At 57.8% G+C, this 18,979-nt stretch carries 21 protein-coding genes and 1 other annotated feature; of the genes, 20 read left to right on the top strand and 1 reads right to left on the bottom strand.

Going from position 1 to position 18,979, the window contains the following annotated elements; translation table 11 throughout:
* Window positions 1-57: 57 nt before the first annotated feature.
* Window positions 58-327, bottom strand: a binding site (T-box leader).
* A 129-nt stretch (window positions 328-456) separates the two neighbouring features.
* The 20 genes from CGS49_RS02745 (at window position 457) to CGS49_RS02650 (ending at window position 17,147) form a co-directional block, all read left to right on the top strand.
* Window positions 457-1,086 carry an S-layer homology domain-containing protein gene (locus CGS49_RS02745; protein WP_097800411.1) on the top strand — a complete coding sequence of 210 codons (630 nt, stop codon included), beginning with the start codon at window positions 457-459 and terminating at the stop codon, window positions 1,084-1,086.
* Between the two features lie 245 nt (window positions 1,087-1,331).
* Window positions 1,332-1,559 (top strand): acyl carrier protein, encoded by a 228-nt coding sequence (gene acpP, locus CGS49_RS02740; RefSeq protein ID WP_097800410.1) that lies wholly within the window; start codon window positions 1,332-1,334, stop codon window positions 1,557-1,559.
* Between the two features lie 11 nt (window positions 1,560-1,570).
* A complete protein-coding gene (accD, locus tag CGS49_RS02735) occupies window positions 1,571-2,443 on the top strand; it encodes an acetyl-CoA carboxylase, carboxyltransferase subunit beta (protein ID WP_097800409.1) in 873 nt (290 codons plus the stop codon).
* A complete protein-coding gene (locus tag CGS49_RS02730) occupies window positions 2,440-3,393 on the top strand; it encodes an acetyl-CoA carboxylase carboxyltransferase subunit alpha (protein WP_097800408.1) in 954 nt (317 codons plus the stop codon). The genes accD and CGS49_RS02730 overlap by 4 nt, the downstream gene beginning before the upstream one ends.
* Window positions 3,390-4,349, top strand: coding sequence for a beta-ketoacyl-ACP synthase 3 (locus tag CGS49_RS02725; protein WP_097800407.1), 960 nt, complete (start codon window positions 3,390-3,392; stop codon window positions 4,347-4,349). Before CGS49_RS02730 ends, CGS49_RS02725 begins: the two co-directional genes overlap by 4 nt.
* A 153-nt stretch (window positions 4,350-4,502) precedes the next feature.
* On the top strand, window positions 4,503-5,438 hold the full coding sequence (locus CGS49_RS02720; protein ID WP_097800406.1) for a DUF561 domain-containing protein: 936 nt from the start codon (window positions 4,503-4,505) through the stop codon (window positions 5,436-5,438).
* A complete protein-coding gene (locus tag CGS49_RS02715) occupies window positions 5,432-6,499 on the top strand; it encodes an NAD(P)H-dependent flavin oxidoreductase (protein ID WP_097800405.1) in 1,068 nt (355 codons plus the stop codon). The genes CGS49_RS02720 and CGS49_RS02715 overlap by 7 nt, the downstream gene beginning before the upstream one ends.
* The gene (gene fabD / locus CGS49_RS02710) at window positions 6,496-7,428 is read left to right on the top strand and encodes an ACP S-malonyltransferase (RefSeq protein WP_097800404.1); all 933 of its coding nucleotides are present in this window, start codon (window positions 6,496-6,498) and stop codon (window positions 7,426-7,428) included. Before CGS49_RS02715 ends, fabD begins: the two co-directional genes overlap by 4 nt.
* Window positions 7,425-8,174 (top strand): 3-oxoacyl-[acyl-carrier-protein] reductase, encoded by a 750-nt coding sequence (fabG, locus tag CGS49_RS02705; protein WP_097800403.1) that lies wholly within the window; start codon window positions 7,425-7,427, stop codon window positions 8,172-8,174. Before fabD ends, fabG begins: the two co-directional genes overlap by 4 nt.
* Before the next feature lie 14 nt (window positions 8,175-8,188).
* Window positions 8,189-9,427: a beta-ketoacyl-ACP synthase II gene (fabF, locus tag CGS49_RS02700; protein ID WP_097800402.1), complete on the top strand. Its 1,239-nt coding sequence runs from the start codon at window positions 8,189-8,191 to the stop codon at window positions 9,425-9,427.
* A gap of 3 nt (window positions 9,428-9,430) precedes the next feature.
* Entirely contained in the window at window positions 9,431-9,907 is a 477-nt protein-coding gene (fabZ, locus tag CGS49_RS02695; RefSeq protein WP_097800401.1) for a 3-hydroxyacyl-ACP dehydratase FabZ, read from the top strand.
* A 308-nt stretch (window positions 9,908-10,215) separates the two neighbouring features.
* Window positions 10,216-10,590, top strand: coding sequence for a His-Xaa-Ser system protein HxsD (gene hxsD / locus CGS49_RS02690; protein WP_097800400.1), 375 nt, complete (start codon window positions 10,216-10,218; stop codon window positions 10,588-10,590).
* Window positions 10,580-10,795: an HxsD-like protein gene (locus CGS49_RS02685; protein WP_097800399.1), complete on the top strand. Its 216-nt coding sequence runs from the start codon at window positions 10,580-10,582 to the stop codon at window positions 10,793-10,795. The genes hxsD and CGS49_RS02685 overlap by 11 nt, the downstream gene beginning before the upstream one ends.
* 125 nt (window positions 10,796-10,920) lie before the next feature.
* Window positions 10,921-11,850 (top strand): hypothetical protein, encoded by a 930-nt coding sequence (locus CGS49_RS02680; RefSeq protein WP_143405796.1) that lies wholly within the window; start codon window positions 10,921-10,923, stop codon window positions 11,848-11,850.
* Window positions 11,851-11,853: 3 nt separating this feature from the next.
* On the top strand, window positions 11,854-12,978 hold the full coding sequence (hxsC, locus tag CGS49_RS02675; RefSeq protein ID WP_097800397.1) for a His-Xaa-Ser system radical SAM maturase HxsC: 1,125 nt from the start codon (window positions 11,854-11,856) through the stop codon (window positions 12,976-12,978).
* Between the two features lie 3 nt (window positions 12,979-12,981).
* Window positions 12,982-14,382 carry a His-Xaa-Ser system radical SAM maturase HxsB gene (hxsB, locus tag CGS49_RS02670; RefSeq protein WP_097800396.1) on the top strand — a complete coding sequence of 467 codons (1,401 nt, stop codon included), beginning with the start codon at window positions 12,982-12,984 and terminating at the stop codon, window positions 14,380-14,382.
* Window positions 14,383-14,402: 20 nt separating this feature from the next.
* Window positions 14,403-15,251, top strand: coding sequence for an MORN repeat-containing protein (locus CGS49_RS02665; protein ID WP_097800395.1), 849 nt, complete (start codon window positions 14,403-14,405; stop codon window positions 15,249-15,251).
* 12 nt (window positions 15,252-15,263) lie between these two features.
* Complete coding sequence (gene hxsA3, locus CGS49_RS13865) at window positions 15,264-15,770, top strand: His-Xaa-Ser repeat protein HxsA3 (protein WP_143405795.1); 507 nt, start codon at window positions 15,264-15,266, stop codon at window positions 15,768-15,770.
* A 157-nt stretch (window positions 15,771-15,927) separates the two neighbouring features.
* Window positions 15,928-16,659 (top strand): DUF1295 domain-containing protein, encoded by a 732-nt coding sequence (locus tag CGS49_RS02655; RefSeq protein WP_097800393.1) that lies wholly within the window; start codon window positions 15,928-15,930, stop codon window positions 16,657-16,659.
* Window positions 16,644-17,147, top strand: coding sequence for a hypothetical protein (locus tag CGS49_RS02650; protein WP_097800392.1), 504 nt, complete (start codon window positions 16,644-16,646; stop codon window positions 17,145-17,147). Before CGS49_RS02655 ends, CGS49_RS02650 begins: the two co-directional genes overlap by 16 nt.
* Here CGS49_RS02650 and CGS49_RS02645 read toward each other — a convergent pair.
* The gene (locus tag CGS49_RS02645; RefSeq protein WP_242975337.1) at window positions 17,098-18,729 is read right to left on the bottom strand and encodes a recombinase family protein; all 1,632 of its coding nucleotides are present in this window, start codon (window positions 18,727-18,729) and stop codon (window positions 17,098-17,100) included. The genes CGS49_RS02650 and CGS49_RS02645 overlap by 50 nt on opposite strands.
* Window positions 18,730-18,979 lie beyond the last annotated feature (250 nt).

Here is an 18,979-nt window from a genome sequence, read left to right as displayed (position 1 = left end):
CATCACTCAGCACATGGCATACATACGAAAAGGCTCCCGTCTTTCAAGGCGAAAACCTTGAGAGACGAGAGCCTGTAAAGTTCAAACTACAGGGCACCCGTGGTACCACTCTCTTTGCTGCACCTTTTGTGGATACAGCCACTTTGCACGATCGGCTTTTTGCAGCGAATCGCTGCCCTTGTAACGGTGGGCGTCCGTCAGAGCCTACTTCCCGTTCAGCCCTGCCGCTCAGGGGCCAGTAACCGAAGCCCTCTGCACCCGCCTTGCACCAACCGGCGGCTCTCTGCACGCAGAAGAAAATCGTTTTTTCCCCGTCAACGCATTTGTGCTTTTTTCAAAGTGGATTCAGTTTAGCATGATTCGGGGGCCCTGTCAAGAAGTTTGGGCCTTTGTCAGAATGAAACAATTTCACAAAAGAAAGGGCAGAATTATCCAAAATTGTGCACAGGTCGATTCGTGTCGAACCGCGTCGGCGGGCCGCGCGGGGACGCTATTATAAAGGTAAAGAACGAGAGCGGCCGTGCTCTGAGCGGCCAGCTCACCTATACCCCGTCCCCCGCCGGGGCCTATGAGGTGCGCGCCGGTGCGAACCGGTCCGCTGCCGAAGCCGCTGAGGTCGTTCGCACAGACGACGAGGGCAAAACCTACGGCCCCGCATCCCACACCGAAGCTTACATCCGCATCGTCCCGGCGGCGGCAGTCATTCCCGACGTGCCCGACACCGACGCTTCCTCCGGCGCCGTGGGTGCTGTGATCGTGGGCACCGCCATCGGCGGCGCAGCGGCCTTCGTGGGCTATGAGATTGCCACCGACATTATCCTGCGCGATCTGCTGCCCGCCGGGGCCGACATCCCCGTGAACCGCGGCCAGCTGGCCTGGCTCATCTGGGGCGCAAAGGGCGCACCGGAACCCGAGAACCAGCCCGCCTTCACCGACGTGTCCGAGCCCGAAATGGCCAAGGCCGCCCAGTGGTGCGTGGAGCAGGGCATCCTGACCGCTCCCGGCGAGACCACCTTCCGCCCCAACGGTTGGGTGACCCGCGTCAAGGTGATCCAGACCTGGAACACCGCCTTCCCCAAGCAGTGACCCCCCCCCCCCCCCCCAGCAAAAACCAATAACACCTGAACCGCGCCGTCGGCGTGCGAGATTTCTCGTGCACCGGCGGCGCTTTGTTTTGCCGTCAGCCGCAATGCAAAGTGTGTCAGAATTGTAAAAGATAAAATATTTTAACTATTTTTCTTGACTTATCCAACGGTTCGGGTATAATGGTCGTGTTCGAAAGAAACCTCAAACTTTTTAGATAATAACAAGATTCAAAGGAGAACATTACCATGACGTTTGAAGAAATGAAAAAGATCGTTGTCGATACCCTGAACTGCGACGAGGACAAAGTGACCATGGAAGCCAGCCTGACCGAGGATCTGGAAGCCGACAGCCTGGATGCCGTGGAGCTGAACATGGCGCTGGAAGATGCCTGCGGCGTGTCCATCCCGGACGAGGAGCTGGCAAAGCTCAAGACCGTGGGTGACATCTACAACTACATCACCGCACACGTCTGAGGCGAACGGCCATGAACGATATCCGAGACCTGTTCCCCGGCCGGATGCGGGAGCGCACCTTCCAGCTGAAGGCCCGGCGGGATGCCGGGGCCGTCTGGCACGAGCCCCAGTTCGTAGAGTGCAAACAGTGCGGCCGCCGCGCCGCCCGCACCCTCTGGGCCAAAAGCCTTTTCGTCTGCCCCAACTGCGGCTACCACATGCCCATTGGCGGCTACTACCGGCTCAGTCTGGTGCTGGACCACGGCAGCTTCCGCGAGCTTGACGCCGACCTTGCCCCGCAGGATGTGCTGCACTTCCCCGGCTACGACGAAAAGCTTGCCGCCGCCCAAAGCAAGACCGGCCTGCACGAAGCCGCTGTCACGGCCGTCGGCCGCATCGGCGGGGTGGCCTGCGTGGCCGCCGTGCTGGACAGCCGCTTTTTCATGGGCAGCATGAGCACTGCCGTGGGCGACAAGATCACCCGCGCCGTGGAGTACGCCGCCGCCAAGCGCCTGCCTCTGGTCATCTTTTCGGCCAGCGGCGGTGCCCGGATGCAGGAGGGCATTTTCAGCCTGATGCAAATGGCAAAAACGTCCGCTGCCATCCAGCGTTTTTCCGCCAAAGGTGGGCTGTACGTCAGCGTGCTCACCCACCCCACCACCGGCGGCGTCACCGCCAGCTTTGCCAGCCTTGGCGACATCATGCTGGCCGAGCCCGGGGCGCTGATCGGTTTTGCCGGACCCCGCGTCATCGAGCAGACCATCGGTGAAAAACTGCCCGCCGGGTTCCAGCGCAGCGAGTTCCAGATGGAGCACGGCTTTGTGGATCAGGTGGTGCCCCGCAGCCAGCTGCGGGATACGCTCATTCAGGTCTTGCAGCTTCACGCCGGAGGGAAACGCCCATGATTAAGGAAATTTTAGAGCAGCTGGCCCCGCTGGACGCCCAGATCGCCGCGCTGAAAGGCAGCGGCAATGATATGGACGCCATCACGGCCCATGCGTCCGAACTGGCAGAGCTGGCTGTCGAGGAAGACGAAATTCTGCGCTCCTGCGGCCCGCTGACCGCCGAGGACCGGGTCTTTCTGGCTCGGCACCCGGAGCGCCCTCACATCGACGAGATGGTTTCTGCCCTGTTCACCGACTTTTTTGAGCAGCGCGGCGACCGCCAGTGCAAAGAGGATGCCGCCATCCTGGGCGGTGTGGCCCGGTTCCACGGGATGCCGGTGACCGTCATCGGCCACCGCAAGGGCTCCACACTGGAAGAAAATCTCGCCTGCAACTTCGGCATGCCCGGGCCGGAAGGCTACCGCAAGGCCCTGCGCCTGATGCAGCAGGCCGAAAAGTTTGGCCGGCCCATCATCACCTTCATCGACACGCCGGGCGCGTACCCCGGCAAGGACGCCGAGGAGCGCGGCCAGGGCGAAGCCATTGCCCGCAATCTGATGGAGATGAGCGGCCTGACCGTACCGGTCATTGCCGTCGTCACCGGCGAAGGTTCCTCCGGCGGTGCGCTGGCGCTGGGCGTGGCGAACCATATCCTCATGCTGGAAAATGCCGTCTACTCGGTGCTGAGTCCCGAGGGCTTTGCCAGCATTCTGTGGAAGGACTCCTCCCGCAGCGGCGAGGCCTGCGAGCTGATGAAGCTGACGGCACAGGACTTGTACAACGATGGCATTGTGGAAGAAGTGATCCCGGAGCCGCTGGGTGGTGCCCAGCGCGGCCACGCGGCCCTGTTTGAGCGCATGGACGCCGCACTGCGCGCCCACCTGAAAGAGCTGTGCCGCATGAGCGGGAAGCAGTTGGCTGACCAGCGCTACAAAAAATACCGCCAGATCGGAGAAACGAGGAACACATGAACGGTTTCCAGTTACTTGCCACCGGCGGGGCCCTGCCGGGCCGGACGGTCACGAACGACGATCTGAGCCGCATGGTGGACACCAGCGATGACTGGATCATCAGCCGCACTGGCATCCGCACCCGGCACTGGTGCACCGAAGGCGAATCCGCCGCCACACTGGCCATTGCCGCCGCAAAGCAGGCACTGGCACGCAGCGGCCTTGCCCCGGCGGACATCGCCTGCTGCATCTGTGCCACCCTCTCGGCCCCGGACGCGACCCCCAGCGTGGCCTGTCAGGTACAGGCGGCACTGGGCCTGCCCGAGACCTGCCCTGCGCTGGACATCAACGCAGCCTGTTCCGGCTTTTTGTACGGCACCGCCGTGGCCCGGGGCCTGCTTGCCACTCTGGGCGGGCAGTACGCCCTCGTCATCGGGTGCGAGGCCCTTTCCCGCCTGATGGACCCGGCCGACCGCTCCACCTGTGTGCTGTTCGGCGACGGGGCCGGGGCCGCCATCTTTGAACTGGCGGCAGACCCGACGCCCTTTGCCGTGATGCTGGGTGCCCGCGGCGATGCCGCCATCCACGCGGGCGGGCCCAGCCGCGCAGGCTCCGCGCCCATCACCATGGACGGCCGGGCGGTATTCCGCTTTGCAGTGGACGCCCTGCCGAAGTGTCTGCACGCCGTGCTGGACGAAACGCAGCTGACCCTCGATGATTTATCGTGGGTGGTCTGCCATCAGGCCAACAGCCGCATCATCGACCACTGCGTGAAAGCACTGCAGGCCGACCCGGCGAAATTCTACAAGAACATGGACCGCCACGGCAACACCAGCGCCGCCAGCATCCCGGTCGCCCTCAATGAGCTGGCCGAGAGCGGCCAGCTGCAGCCGGGCCAGCTGCTGGCCTGCATCGGCTTCGGCGGCGGCCTGACCTGGGGCGGCATGATCGTGGAATATGACCCTGCAAGATTTTAACAGGCTCGCCCTCTCCGTCACGGCTTACGCCGTGCCACCTCTCCCAAAGGGAGAGGCAAGAGCCTTACCGCAACGTTCTTGGCTCTCCCCTTGGGAGAGCTGGCGCGACAGCGCCTGAGAGGGCGAGGACGTTGAACAATAAGAGTCACTTTTATGAAACTTTTAAATGAAATTTTAGGGACCAGATACCCCATCATTCAGGGCGGCATGGCGAACATCGCCACCGGCGAGTTTGCCGCCGCCTGCTCCAACGCGGGAGCTCTCGGCATCATCGGGGCTGGCGGCATGAACGCCGACACCCTGCGCCAGAACATCCGCCGCTGCAAAGCATTGACAAACAAGCCTTTCGGCGTGAACATCATGCTCATGCACCCGCAGGCAGATGAATTTGCAAAGATCGTCGTGGAAGAAGGCGTGCCCGTCGTCACCACCGGCGCGGGCAACCCCGGCAAGTATGTTCCCATGTGGAAGGCTGCAGGCATCAAAGTCATCCCGGTGGTGGCCGCTGCTGTGCTGGCAAAGCATCTGGAACCGCTGGGCATCGACGCCGTCATTGCCGAGGGCACCGAGAGCGGCGGCCATGTGGGCGAAATGACCACCATGGCGCTGGTGCCGCAGGTAGTGGATGCGGTCAGCGTGCCCGTCATCGCGGCGGGCGGCATTGCGGATGGCCGTCAGATGGCGGCCGCGCTGGCCCTGGGTGCCTGCGGCGTACAGGTGGGCACCTGCCTGCTGGTGAGCGAAGAATGCCCCATCCACGAAAACTACAAAGCCGCCCTGCTCAAGGCCAAGGACAGTGACACCATCGTCACCGGCCGCATCGGCGGCTCGCCCGTCCGCGTGCTGAAAAACCGCATGAGCCGTGAGTATGTCCGGCAGGAAAAGGCCGGTGCCGACAAGATGGAGCTGGAAAAATTCACCCTCGGCAGTCTGCGCCGGGCCGTGTTTGAGGGCGATACCGCCACCGGCAGCCTGATGGCCGGTCAGGTGGCGGGCATGCTGCACGAGGTACGCCCGGTAGCCGACATCCTTGCCGACCTGTACGAAAGCGGGAGGCAGCGCATCGCCGCGCTGAACGCCGAATGCTGACCCTCGGCCAAAAGCAGCTGCAGGTGCCCATCCTGCAGGGCGGCATGGGCGTGGGCGTTTCCCTCGGCGGGCTGGCCGGGGCCGTGGCGGCCTGCGGCGGCATGGGGTGCATCTCCACCGCCGATGCAGGCTACCGGGAGCCGGATTTTGCCCGCGACCCGGTCAGCGCCAACCACCGCGCGCTGGCTGCGGAGATCCAAAAAGCAAAAGCGATCGCCAAAGGCGCAGGCATGGTAGCCATCAACGCCATGGTCGCCACGCAGGACTACGCCGCCGCCATCCGCACCGCCGTAGAAGCGGGCGTGGATGCGGTGGTGTCCGGCGCGGGCCTGCCGCTGGAACTGCCCGGCCTTGTAAACACGCCGGAAGTGGCCATTGCGCCCATCGTTTCCAGCGGGCGGGCCGCAAAGCTCATCCTGCGCCGCTGGGCCAAGGAGTTTGGCCGCACCGCCGATTTTGTGGTCATTGAGGGCTGCAAAGCGGGTGGACATCTCGGCTTTGCCGAAGCCGACCTACTGGCAGACAAATGCCAGACCCTCGACGAAATTCTGCCCGAGGTTCTGGCCGAAGTGCAGCCCTTTGAAGTGCAGTTCGGCCACCCCATCCCCGTGTTCGTGGCGGGCGGCGTGTACACCGGAGCCGACATGGCCCACTTTACAAAGATGGGCGCGGCGGGTGTCCAGCTTGCCACCCGCTTTATCCCCACTTACGAGTGCGATGCATCCCAAACCTACAAGGACGTTCTGCTGCACGCAAAGCCCGAGGATGTGCGCATCATCCATAGCCCGGTGGGGATGCCGGGCCGGGCGCTGAACACCCCGCTGGTGCAGGCACTGGCCGAGGGAACGCGCTTCCCGCCAAAGCACTGCGCCCGCTGCCTGAAGACCTGTGACCCCGCCAGAGTGCCCTATTGCATCACCCACGCGCTCATCGAAGCCGTGAAGGGCAATGTGGAGGAAGGGCTTTTCTTCTGCGGGGCCAATGTGGGCAGGCTCAGCCGGATGTACACCGTCCGCGAACTGATGGACGAACTTGTGACCGAATGGAGGCAAAACCAATGAAACTTGCCGTTTTATACGCCGGTCAGGGTGCCCAGCACCCCGGCATGGGCAAAGAATTTTACGAAGAATCTCCCGCCTTCCGGGCAGCATTCGATAGCGCGGCGCTGGATTTTGACCTGCACCGCGTCTGCTTCGAAGACCCGGACGGCGTTCTGAACCAGACCGAATACACTCAGCCCTGCATGGTGGCTTTTGCCTGCGGCGTGACCGCCGTGCTGGCCGAAAAGGGCGTAAAGCCCGCATATCTGGCAGGGCTTTCGCTGGGCGAATACTCCGCGCTGCAGGCAGCCGGGGTGTTCACCGCCAAGCAGGCCATTGAGCTGACTGCCTTCCGGGGCAAGGCCATGGCTGAGGCTGCAAAAGGCCTTGACTGCGGCATGACCGCCGTACTGGGGCTGGACAGAGAAAAGCTGTCCGCTTGTTGCGAACAGGCAGCAGAGACGGGCTGTGTGCAGATCTGCAACTACAACTGCCCGGGGCAGCTGGTCATCGGCGGCGAGAAAGCCGCTGTGGAGCAGGCTGCCGCGCTGGCAAAGGAAGCCGGCGCCCGCCGCTGCCTTCCGCTGAAAGTGAGCGGCCCCTTCCACACCCGGCTGATGGCCCCCGCCGGAGATGCCCTCGCCGAACGGTTCAAGACCGATCGGTTCAGTGAGATGCAGATCCCGGTGCTGTTCAACTGTCTGGGCCGCGAAAAGGCCGACGCGGACACCATCCCGGCCCTGCTGGTGAAGCAGGTGCAGAGCAGTGTGTATATGGAAGACACCCTGCGTCGTCTGGGTGATCTGGGCGTGGACCACATTCTGGAAGTCGGCCCCGGCAGCGCCCTGAGCGGTTTTGTGAAAAAGACCCTGCCCGGCGTGGCCTGCGCCGCCGTGGAAACTCCGGCAGAACTGGAGATCGTGCTGACCGCATGGAAGGAAGAACAATGAGTGAAGAAAAGATCATCCGCACTGCCGTCGTCACCGGCGGCAGCCGCGGCATTGGACGGGCGGTGTGCGTACAGCTTGCCAGGCAGGGCTGCAATGTTGTGGTGAACTACTGCCACGGCGAAGCCGCTGCCGCTGAAACGGTTGCCCTGTGCAGCGCTGCGGGCGCAAATGCCGTGGCCGTGCAGGCCGATGTCTCCACTGCCGAGGGCTGCAAAGCGCTGTTTGAGCAGGCGGTAAACACCTTTGGCCAGGTGGATATTTTGGTAAACAACGCGGGCATCACCCGGGATAATCTCATCCTGCGCATGACCGAAGCGGACTTTGACGCCGTGCTGAACGCGAACCTGAAGGGCGCGTTCCTCTGCTGCAAGGAAGCCGCCCGCCGCATGGTGCGTCAGCGGTGGGGCCGCATCATCAATCTGAGCAGTGTGGTGGCCCTGCGGGGCAACGCGGGTCAGGCAAATTATGCCGCCAGCAAGGCAGGGCTGATCGGCCTGACCAAGAGCCTTGCCCGGGAGCTGGCCAGCCGGAACGTGACCGTGAACGCGGTGGCCCCGGGCTTTATCGAGACCGATATGACCGCCGCCCTGCCGGAAGCTGTCCGTGCCGAAATGGCAAAGGGCATCCCGGCAGGCCGCGCAGGCAGGCCGGAAGATGTGGCAAACGCGGTGGCGTTCTTTGCCGCAGAACAAAGCAGCTATCTCACCGGGCAGGTGCTCTGTGCAGACGGCGGCATGGCAATGTAAAAGGAGAATTTCGCATGGAAAAACGCAGAGTCGTCATCACCGGCCTCGGCACCGTGAACCCGCTGGGCAATAACGTTTCCGAAAGCTGGGCCGCCGCCAAGGCCGGCCAATGCGGCATCGGGCCCATTACCCAGTTCGACACCACCGACTTCAAGTGCAAGCTGGCCGGTGAGGTAAAGGATTTTGACCCCGAGACCGTGGTGGACAAAAAGGAAGTCCGCAAGATGGCACGCTTCACCCTGCTGGCACTGGGCGCTGCCGCCGAGGCCCTTGCAGACAGCGGCCTGGACACCGAAGCGGAAGCAAAAAGCATCGGCGTCATCCTGTCCAGCGGCATCGGCGGCCTGCCCACCATTGAGGAGCAGCACACCCGGGGCGAAGAAAAGGGCATGGAGAAGGTCAGCCCCTACTTTGTGCCCATGTCCATTGCCAACATGGCGGCGGCACAGGTGGCCATCCGCTTTGGCCTGAAGGGCATGTGCACCTGCCCGGTCACGGCCTGCGCGGGCGGCACCAATGCCGTGGGCGACGCCTTCCACCGCATCCGCGACGGCTACGAGACGGCCATGGTCTGCGGCGGCGCGGAAAGCTGCATCAGCCCCTTGGGCATCGGCGGCTTCACCAGCATGAAGGCGCTTTCCACCGCCGCCGACCCGGACGCCGCCAGCCTGCCCTTTGACGCGCGGCGCGGCGGTTTCGTCATGGGCGAGGGCAGCGGCGTGCTGGTACTGGAAGAACTGGAGCATGCCCGCGCCCGCGGTGCACACATCTACGCCGAGGTGGTGGGCTACGGTGCCAACTGCGACGCCTACCACTTCACCGCACCGGCTCCCGGCGGCGCGGGAGCTATTGACTGCATGAAGCTGACGCTGGCCGATGCCGGCATCACGCCGGAGCAGGTAGATCACATCAACGCCCACGGCACCGGCACTCACATGAACGATGCCTGTGAGACCGCCGCCATCCATGCCGTGTTCGGGGAACACGCAAAGCAGCTGACGGTCGTCAGCACCAAGAGCATGACCGGCCATCTGCTGGGCGGTGCGGGCGGCATCGAGGCAGTGTTTACGGCTCTGGCCCTGCGGGACCAGTTTGCGCCGCCCACCATCCACTACCAGCAGCCGGACCCGGAGTGTGACCTCGATTATGTCCCGAACACCGGCCGCGCACAGGCCATGACCTATGCGCTGAGCAACAGCCTGGGCTTTGGCGGCCACAACGCCTGCATCGCCCTGCGCAGATGGGAGGGCTGACCCATGGCAGAGCCCCGTACCGTGCGTGAAAACGCCAACACCCTGAGCAGTGTGCAGATCGCGGAGATTTTGCCACACCGCTACCCCTTTGCCCTCGTGGACCGCATTCTGGATTACGAACCGGGGCAGTGGGCCATTGGCCGCAAGTGTGTCTCCCGCAACGAGGAATTTTTTAACGGCCACTTCCCCGGCCAGCCGGTCATGCCCGGAGTGCTCATTCTGGAAGCACTGGCCCAGACCGGGGCCGTCGCGGCGCTGAGCCTGCCCGAAAACAAAGGCAGGCTGGCCCTTTTCGGCGGCATCAAAAACGCCCGCTTCCGCAAACAGGTCATCCCCGGCGATGTACTCACCCTCCACTGCGAGCTGGTGGAACAGCGCGGCCCGGTGGGCATCGGCAAAGCGTCGGCTTATGTGGACGGCAAATGCGTCGCCACCGCCGAGCTGACCTTTGTGCTGACGGAAGCGGACGCAGAGACTTAACGTTCCCTGTCCCCCAGCCGCCACCGTAAAATGCGCCGCATCGCGCCCAATCATACAAAAAGGCAGGTTGTCACCGCCACGGTGATACCCTGCCTTTTGTGTTGTCTTTTCCCGCAAAACAGAATGCAAAAACCTTTAACCATCGGGAGAAACGAGTCGATACAGAAGTTTCGTCCCCTTTTTTTCGGACCTTCATACCGTCACCAATGTGTCGGAGTTCTATCCATTCTGACACAAAATGGTAAGTGAAACGGCATCCGCAAAGCGTTAGAATTAGGATGTAATATTATAAGTTTGGTGAGGGTATTATGAGGATCCGATACGATAAAACACTCTACTCCAAAGAGGCACTCTTGAAAGCGGCATACCATTTTACAGACAAGGCATACGTTTACCTTGGCGTGGAAGGTGGTTGTTTCTTTGTAGACTTTACCGCAAAAGACGGCACACCGTTTGAGAAAGAAAAACTGGGAAATGCGTTCAAGAACGAGCTACTGGCACAGATGATCCACCAGACCGTTTCCAAAGAAACCACGGTTCTGCGGGAGCTGCTCGTGGCTCGTGCGCTGTCCTCTACGATGGTAGATGAAGGTGCATCCTCCGATGTGGCTGAAAGCCCCATGACAGAGGACGCGCTGGATGAGCTGGATGCGATTGCAAAGGACTGGTTCGATGAAAAATAAGAATACACTTTTGGTCAGTTCTGAAATTTTTTCGGAGGATGTTCTTCGGTCTGCAATCCAGGCGTACTGCGGGCTGGCAAAGATTCATGTGGAGCGCGCTGCGGAAAACTGGGTGCTGACCTTTCAGAACTGCCAATACGATACAGCACTCACCGCGCATGAATTTTTCAATTATCTGATCGACCTTGCGAGCGTAGCACTATGATTTTATGTGAGATATTCCTCCTATGCTGTGCATTTATACTGTGCGGCTTGAGCGTCTGGACGGATCTGCGGCATGGGCAGATCAAAAACAAACACCTTATCATTGCGTTTACGGCGGGACTCGTCTTGAACGTCATCTACTATGCTGTGTACTGTCAGGACTGTCTTGGCATCACCGCTTTGAATCTGCTGATTTCGGCGTTGCTTTCGATCGGCTTCTATTTTGTCCACATCTGGTCAGCCGGGGACAGCAAGTTGATGATCGTCCTGATCTCGCTTTTGCCGGGGCGGCTGTTCTGGGCAAACACAGACACGATCGTTCCGGCGGCGTATCTGTTCCTTCTGGTGTTCAGCATCGGGTATCTCTATCTGATCGGGGAAGCCGTCTATCTGGACTTCCACCGCCACACGGTCAAACTCCCGACCGTGACCAAAGCAGGCGCATGGGCTGCAATCAAATCCTATCTTCATGCGTTTGTTGTTTTATATGCATGGAACAGTGTTCTTTCCATTGCACTCCCTTCTTTCGTCGAGAACAACGTTCTCCTGCTTTCGCTGATCAGCTACTTCCTGATTACAATTCTTCGAGAAAAGCCGGTCTATCATTCCAAAGTTCTGGTCGGCAGCTGCGCGGTGCTTGATGCCGCAGTGCTGCTTCTTACAAGAAACACCATTGCCGCTGCTGGAGTTCTTCGGATGGTACAGACCTACCTGCTGGTGCTCCTTGTGATGTGGACAACATGGATCGCAGGAAAGTACGTTTATGAATCGGTCCCGACCGAAGACGTCAAGGCCGGAATGATCTTAAGCAGGTCCACGGTCGTCTGCTTTGCGCCCTCCAAGGTAAAAGGACTGCCGCAAATCAGCTATGAAGATATGCGAAGCCGTCTGACCGAGGAGGAAGCTGCAGCCGTCCGGCGCTGGAAAGACTCCAAATACGGCAAAGCCACGGTGGTTTCTGTTCGCAAAATACCGTTTGCTTCCTTCATTGCGGTGGGCGTTATCTTATTTGCGGCCTATCATATTGTAACAACTTTGGGATCGTGGGGAATCTGAACCATGACATTTTACCTTTCGGCTTACCGCTCACAGCCGGCCGCAGTGTACTTGCTTGCACGGGTCCGCCTTGCTCGGAAAGAAATTGAGAGTGACTTGCAAATCGGGCTGAATGTTGCTTATGTGGAGCAGGAAAGCCAGACAGTCACATTATACCCCTTCGAGAAACGCTATTCCATTTCGGATGCAGAGTGGCTGCGCTGGAAAGAATTGCAGGATGCCGATGCAATTTCTTTCGAGAACACCGGCATCTGCTATCGGTTCTATCAGGCCGATGCGGGGGATGCAGCCATCGTAACGGGCCTGGCCTGTAACACGAACTGTGTGATGTGCCCTGTGAGCGAAAGCTCTCGCCGCCATGCACAGCTAACACCTGTGGATGAACTCAAAATGCAGCTCCGATATTTCGGCACCGACATCCCGCATATTACGATCACCGGCGGTGAACCCACCCTGCTGAAACAAGGGCTTTTGGAAGTGGTCCAATATGCAAAAGAACAATGCCCCAGTGCTGAAATTCTGATCCTGACCAACGGGCGGACTTTTTCCGTTGCCCCTTATGCGCAGGCGTTCAACCGGATTTTGATTGCCCAGGATCAGATTGCGATCCCGATCCATGGCTCGAATGCTGAACGGCACGATGCGATAACGCAAGCGCAAGGCTCTTTTGCACAGACGATCCAGGGATTGAGAACACTGGCCCAAGGCACAATGCGGATCGAAATCCGCATCGTGGTTTCCAAGTTGAACAACAGGGACATTTCCAATATTGTGGAGTTGCTTCTGACCCTGCCGCGTATCACCGTCGTGAATTTTATCGCACTGGAGATGTGCGGCAATGCAATTAAGAACCGTGAGCAGGTGTGGATCGACTATCTGCAGGCGGCTGCGGCGTGTGAAGATGGAATCGAGAAGCTGGTTTCAGCCGGCATCGACATCGGCCTTTACAATTTCCCGCTCTGTGCAGTGAAGCATAAATATTGGACGTTATGCCGTGACAGTATTTCAGATTACAAGATTCGCTACACACCCGTGTGTGAATCCTGCAAGGTCAAAAGCATCTGTTACGGTGTGTTCAACAGCACGATCTCGACCGGGTGTTTCGTTGCCCGACCGATTGCGGAGTAAAAAATGAAGTATACCTATTTTAATTTCAAAAAATGGAACGATCAGCAGATCCTGCTGACGAATGATCTGGGGCGATGGGCGTTTGTATCACTTCCAACCTTTCAAGCGATGCTGCTGCACAGACTTGACAGCACAGACCCATCTTATGCCGAGCTTTTGGAAAAGGGCTTTCTCTATGAGGACGATGCGGATGTTTATCTGGAGCGTCACAGCCGTGCCTTCCGAGAAGCAAAAGGCTATTTGATGGATGCCACCAGCTTGCATATTTTTGTTCTGACAAATGCGTGCAACGCAAGATGTATTTACTGCCAGGCACAGTCCACTGCTTCCCATAAGAAAGGGCTGATGAGCGCAGAAACCGCAAAGAAGGCTGTGAATCTGGCGTTTCAATCCCCAGAACCGTTCCTGTCCATTGAGTTTCAGGGCGGTGAGCCACTTTTGAATTTTGATACGCTTCAAGTCATCGTATCCGAAGCCGAGAAAAAAGCCGCAGAAACGAGAAAGAAAGTGGAGTTTTCCCTGGTCAGCAACCTGAATCTGCTCACAGAAGAAATGGTGCGCTTTTTTCAGGAGCATCATGTCAGCGTTTCAACATCCATTGATGGCCCGATGCGTTTGCACAATACGAATCGCCCGCTCTGTCAGGGTGGCGGAACCTATGAGGGTACGATTCGTGGATTGAAGCGGCTGCAAGAAGCGGACGTATGTGTTGGCGCGATCGAAACCACAACACGGTACAGCCTGAACCACTGGAAAGAGTTGGTGGACGAATACCGTGCGCTTGGGCTGCACAGCATCTTCCTTCGCCCGTTGACGCCGTTGGGCTTTGCAAATGCAGACTGGAATCAGGTTGGCTATACTGCGGACGAGTTTATTGCATTCTATCAAAAAGCGCTGGCCTATGTTGTGGAGATCAACCGGCAGGGCTATTTCCTGTCGGAAGGGCACGCCGCGACCTTCTTGTCTAAAATCCTGCTTGGACAGGGAAAGAACTACATGGAACTGCGTTCGCCCTGCGGTGCAGCCGTTGGACAGATGGCCTATTACTATGATGGCAACGTTTACACCTGTGATGAGGGTCGGATGCTTGCCGAAATGGGAGATCGTGCATTTCAACTGGGAACGGTTGAGGACACCTATGATTCTTTGATGAACAGCAATGTCTGTAAGGCCTGCTGTGTTGCATCTACATTGGAAGCAGCTCCCACCTGCAGTGACTGCGTATACCAGCCCTACTGTGGGACCTGCCCGGTGCTGAACTACGCATTGGATGGTGACGTGTTCTCTAAGATACCGAACCATTACAAATGTCAGACTTATAAAGGAATGTTGGATGCCGTGTTTGGGCTGCTGAATCAAAAGAATCCTGAAATCGACAACATATTGGACCGCTGGGTTCGATAAAACATTGAGGAGGTCGTATCATGAAAAAGAGTACGCAAAGACAAAAGAAAAAATCCGGCACTGCCAAAAAGGTACTGATCGGTTTTCTGGCGGTTGGGCTGATCGGCAGCTTTGGCAAAACACCGGAGGTTTCAACGGCATCAGCCAGTTCGGCAGCAGCATTCTCGGAAGTAAGCGTTGCATCCGTTGACCTTCAGAACGGGTTGGCTGAAGGCATGGCCCATCTGGATTTTCCCGATGTCGGCACCTATGAGGGAAATCTTCAGGATGGAAAGCGTTCTGGCAATGGTACGTTTGTGTGGGCAGACGGAACCAGCTATGCGGGTGCATGGGCAAACGACCAAATCAACGGCGATGGTGTGGTCACCGCGCCAAATGGAACGACCTGGACCGGTTCTTTTGCGGGTAATGCGTTCCAAAACGCTGCTTATTCGGTCAAAGGCAGCAACTTTCGTGGTACTGTGACGCTTGCGGACGAAAAGAATCAGGCGAATTTGACGTTTACTTACCCGGACCATCTTGATGCAAAGAAAACAGTAGATGTCACCTATTCCGGTGATCTGACGAAGGCCGGTGAATTTTCCGGAAATGCAGCTATCGGCTATCCGAATGGAGATTCCTATGCGGGCTCTGTGAGCAATGGTCAGAAAGTAAACGGCAAATATGTCTTTCAGAATGGCGATACCTATACCGGAACCTTTAAGTCTGACAAAATGTGCGACGGCTCTTATGTTTTTGCAACGGGGCAAATCTTAACCGGTCATTTTGAAAATGGTGTTCCGAACGGCGAACTGACCTATACCGTTAACGGCGTGAAGTACAAAACGACTTGGCAAAATGGTGCCTGCGTCAGCATTGTGAAAGCATAAAGGAGAAAGATCATGGCACAGTTTCCTGAGATCAAAAAATCTATTCAGAATTATTTGTATGAAGAAGAAGGCAATATCACCCGGAACAAACTGCTGATGGTAGGCTCTTTGGCCGTTATCATGAGTGTTCTTTTCGCTTTGGATGCAGAGGCCGGGCACCGGTCGCACAGTTCCCATAGTTCACACCGCTCCAGCAGCCATGGTTCCGGTCATGGAAGTCATGTGAGCCACCAGAGTCATCAAAGCCATCAGAGCGGCAGCGGCCATAGCAGCCATAGCAGCAGCACCCATAGTAACCATAGCAGTCACAGCAATGTCAGTGCCGCACACAGCAATACGAGCGCGGCCGTGACGACACCTACTTATCCAGAAGTGCTTGTGCCGCAGCAGACCCATGATACTCCTGCCATGGGCACGCTCCCGGTCCCTGCAATTCCTGCATTGCCTGATACGGCATCCGGGTCCACCAATGGTGTTGCAGCGGCGGTGACTGTCGATGATGCTCTTACCCAAATCTAATCATCCGGCCCATACCTTGTTCATCTGCCTTATGTAATCAAATTTCATCCAGACATAACAATCCTGCTCCGCAGCCTCTGAGCCGAAAGACTCAGGGGCTTTTTATGTCTGCCCGCAAAGCACATTGACAATCCCCCGAAAAAGCGTTGTTCTTTTTATGAACACGTTCACAAAAAGGAGACCTTATGCCAAAAGTCATCGAAGATCTGGAGTTTCGCCTGTCAGAAGAAGCACGGCGGCAAGTGGAGCGATCCGGCTGTGCTGCGTACTGTTCATCCTTTACGGCTGCCGCCTGGGTGGATACCTGGCCTACCGTGAGATCAAGAGTTCCTCTTATAAAAAGAACATGACCGGTGAGATCAAGGAAGGCAAGACCGTTTCCTTTGGTGCCAAGTGCGCCATCTGGCTCAGCTGCGCCTGCCTGTATGTCACGCAGGTGACGCCGGTGTTCTACCGCCTTGCAAATGGTACCGGCGCCGGTACGGCAAGCTACATCGGTGCAGTCATCATGCTGTGCGGCATGGTGTTGGAATCTGCTGCTGACCTGCAGAAAAATGCTGCTAAAAAGAAAAATTCCCACCGCTTTGTGGATACCGGCCTTTATCGCCTTGTGCGCTGCCCCAACTACCTGGGTGAAATGGTGTTCTGGACCGGCGTGCTGGTGTCCGGCATTGGCGCTCTGCAGGGGATCGGTCAGTGGATCATGGCTCTGATCGGCTATGTCGGCATCGTGTTCGTCATGTTCAGCGGCGCACGCCGTCTGGAGATCCGCCAGAACAAGAACTACGGCAAAGACCCGGAGTATCAGCAGTATGTAAAGACCGTTCCCATCCTGCTGCCCTTCATTCCTCTGTACAGCGTGGAGAAGTACAAATGGCTGATCGCATGAAAAACCGCAATTTCATTCCCGAAGATTTCACCCTGTCACTGGCTCTTGTGGATGCGCTCCCGGTTCTGTTCTTTTCCTGCAGCATGGTACTAATCGCAGGCCGTTTTGCAAGCATCCTGTTTTGCCTCGGTGCAGCTGTGATCGTTCTGGCTTCCTGCGGAAAAGTTCTGTGGAAGCTGCTGCTCAGCCTGCGCAAGCAGAACGTTCCCTGGCTCAACCGTTACTTTATCCCCTGTCAAATCAGCGGTTTTGTGCTGATCCTGCTTTCCCTTGTGCTGCATCTCCGTACCATCCGCTGGAGCAGCGTGCTTGCGCGGCTGACCCATTTCCCCAGTGTGATCTTTTTTCTGCTGTGGTTGTGCGGCATGGGCTGCATGAGCTGGTACCGAAAGAACCGGTTCGACAACTCGCTCAAAGCCAACTGGACCGCACAGCTTATCAACACTGCTGCGCAGGGTGCACTTCTGCTGGGGATCCTGTTTTTATAACGGGTTTTCCCATACGCAAGCAAAGCTCTCCTGCTTGACTCAATTTAGCACTTTCATTTCCGCCTGCTTTGCAGCAAAAAAGCCGCTTACCTGAAAAGGTAAACGGCTTTCCATTTGGTGGAGCATTGTCCACGGCACTCGAACCCAACACTTCCTCACGGGTGACCGTTTTGGCATCATCCGTGAAGTTGAAATTGAGTACGACCCGGTCATCAAAGACGTAGACCGAGTTGACAAAGGTATCAATGATCTGCCGCTGGTGTTCCGTGCTGCCCACGTCACCCTTGCGGAATTTTTCAAGCCAGAACCGAATCCACTCACGGGTCAGGACGGGCTTTTTCAGCTCTTCTTCCAGAATGCTGGTGTTCAGGGCTTCTTTCCGGGCTTCCAGCTCGTCCAAACGCTGCTTGGTGGTCGGGGTCAGGATGCCCTGTTCAATGGCTTCCAGAAGATTTGCCAGCCGCTTCTCTGTGTCCCTGAGCTGGTCTTTCAGGATAGGCAATCGGGTGTTCTCCTTCTGCTGGGCTTCCATGACCAAATCTATTAGCTGTTCGATGATTTCATCGCTGAAAATCACCTTAATGGCGGTGTCCACCACGAACCGTTCCAGCGGCTCCTTGCGGATGGCTTTCAGGTCGCAATGCGCCTTGCCGTGGCGTTTGGCGTTGCCGCACTTGTAGTAATAGTAGGTGTTTCCCATGTGGCTGGTGCCGCTTTCACCGCCCATCAGGGTGCCGCACTTGCCACAGAACAGCTTGGTGGTCAGCAGATAGCTCACATCCTCTTTTGCAGGCCGACCGTGGGCAATCCTGTTCTGCTCGAAACGCTGCTGCACCCGGTCGAACAAATCCTGGTCAACAATAGCCGGAACGCCGCCCGGCGTCACAATGTCCTTGTAGCGGTATTCGCCGATGTAGCGGCGGTTGCGGAAGATCTGGAAGAAGCTGTTCTTTACGAACGGCTTCCCGGTGCGGGTACGCAGACCGCGCTCATTCAGGGAGGCTGCGATCTTCTCCGCCGGTTCGCCGTCGGCATACCGGCTGAAGATCTCCTGCACGATGGGAGCTGTTTCCGGGTCGATATGGTACAGCCTGTCCTCCTTACCAATGGTGAAGCCCAGCGGCACCACACCGCCGTTGTACTTGCACTGGAGGGCGTTTTCGCGCTCACCGCGCGCCACTTTCAGGGCGAGTTCGGCGGAATAGTATTCCGCCATGCCAATCAGCATACTCTCCACCATAATGCCTTCAGGCCCCTGCGAGATGGGTTCCATAGCAGACACCAGATGGACACTGTTCTTTTCCAGCTGGTACTTGTAGTTCACGGCATCGAATCGGTTCCGGGCAAAGCGGTCCAGCTTCCAGACCAGAACCACATCGAAGATTTTCTTCGCGCTGTCCTTAATCATCCGCTGAAAGTCCGGGCGGTCATCCGTTTTGGCAGAGTAGGCACGGTCAATGTAGGTGCCGACCACGGTGATGCCGTTCTTCTCGGCGTAGTCCTTGCAGTCGCGCAGCTGTCCCTCAATGGACGCTTCACGCTGGCTGTCGGATGAATAGCGGGCGTAGATCACGGCGGTCATGGTTGCACCTCCTTGGCGCGTATTCGACTTGCCTTTATAGTATCGGGTCAAGCGCAGCTTGTCAACAATCTGCGAGCAGATTGAAATGTGAAAATTGCGAAACGCAGCGAAAAAGGTGAGAGCAAGAATCGTCCCGTGGCCACAAATTTTCAATTCTTGAAAATTCTTGCCCCTTTGGGACAGCTTCTTGTTGGGGCGTGCCTGCCCCAAACCCTGCTTCTTACTATTTGGAAATCACACAATTATGCAC

The sequence above is a fragment of the Faecalibacterium langellae genome (genome assembly GCF_002549775.1).
Lineage (GTDB): Bacteria > Bacillota > Clostridia > Oscillospirales > Ruminococcaceae > Faecalibacterium > Faecalibacterium langellae.
This window is presented reverse-complemented; position numbering and strand designations above follow the sequence as displayed.

Excerpts from the sequence above, each read along its gene's own strand:
- acpP (WP_097800410.1), top strand. The coding sequence starts at position 1,332 with ATGACGTTTGAAGAAATGAAAAAGATCGTTGTCGATACCCTGAACTGC.
- accD (WP_097800409.1), top strand. The coding sequence starts at position 1,571 with ATGAACGATATCCGAGACCTGTTCCCCGGCCGGATGCGGGAGCGCACC.
- CGS49_RS02730 (WP_097800408.1), top strand. The coding sequence starts at position 2,440 with ATGATTAAGGAAATTTTAGAGCAGCTGGCCCCGCTGGACGCCCAGATC.
- CGS49_RS02725 (WP_097800407.1), top strand. The coding sequence starts at position 3,390 with ATGAACGGTTTCCAGTTACTTGCCACCGGCGGGGCCCTGCCGGGCCGG.
- CGS49_RS02720 (WP_097800406.1), top strand. The coding sequence starts at position 4,503 with ATGAAACTTTTAAATGAAATTTTAGGGACCAGATACCCCATCATTCAG.
- CGS49_RS02715 (WP_097800405.1), top strand. The coding sequence starts at position 5,432 with ATGCTGACCCTCGGCCAAAAGCAGCTGCAGGTGCCCATCCTGCAGGGC.
- fabD (WP_097800404.1), top strand. The coding sequence starts at position 6,496 with ATGAAACTTGCCGTTTTATACGCCGGTCAGGGTGCCCAGCACCCCGGC.
- fabG (WP_097800403.1), top strand. The coding sequence starts at position 7,425 with ATGAGTGAAGAAAAGATCATCCGCACTGCCGTCGTCACCGGCGGCAGC.
- fabF (WP_097800402.1), top strand. The coding sequence starts at position 8,189 with ATGGAAAAACGCAGAGTCGTCATCACCGGCCTCGGCACCGTGAACCCG.
- fabZ (WP_097800401.1), top strand. The coding sequence starts at position 9,431 with ATGGCAGAGCCCCGTACCGTGCGTGAAAACGCCAACACCCTGAGCAGT.
- hxsD (WP_097800400.1), top strand. The coding sequence starts at position 10,216 with ATGAGGATCCGATACGATAAAACACTCTACTCCAAAGAGGCACTCTTG.
- CGS49_RS02685 (WP_097800399.1), top strand. The coding sequence starts at position 10,580 with ATGAAAAATAAGAATACACTTTTGGTCAGTTCTGAAATTTTTTCGGAG.
- hxsC (WP_097800397.1), top strand. The coding sequence starts at position 11,854 with ATGACATTTTACCTTTCGGCTTACCGCTCACAGCCGGCCGCAGTGTAC.
- hxsB (WP_097800396.1), top strand. The coding sequence starts at position 12,982 with ATGAAGTATACCTATTTTAATTTCAAAAAATGGAACGATCAGCAGATC.
- CGS49_RS02665 (WP_097800395.1), top strand. The coding sequence starts at position 14,403 with ATGAAAAAGAGTACGCAAAGACAAAAGAAAAAATCCGGCACTGCCAAA.
- hxsA3 (WP_143405795.1), top strand. The coding sequence starts at position 15,264 with ATGGCACAGTTTCCTGAGATCAAAAAATCTATTCAGAATTATTTGTAT.
- CGS49_RS02655 (WP_097800393.1), top strand. The coding sequence starts at position 15,928 with ATGAACACGTTCACAAAAAGGAGACCTTATGCCAAAAGTCATCGAAGA.
- CGS49_RS02650 (WP_097800392.1), top strand. The coding sequence starts at position 16,644 with ATGGCTGATCGCATGAAAAACCGCAATTTCATTCCCGAAGATTTCACC.
- CGS49_RS02645 (WP_242975337.1), bottom strand. The coding sequence starts at position 18,729 with ATGACCGCCGTGATCTACGCCCGCTATTCATCCGACAGCCAGCGTGAA.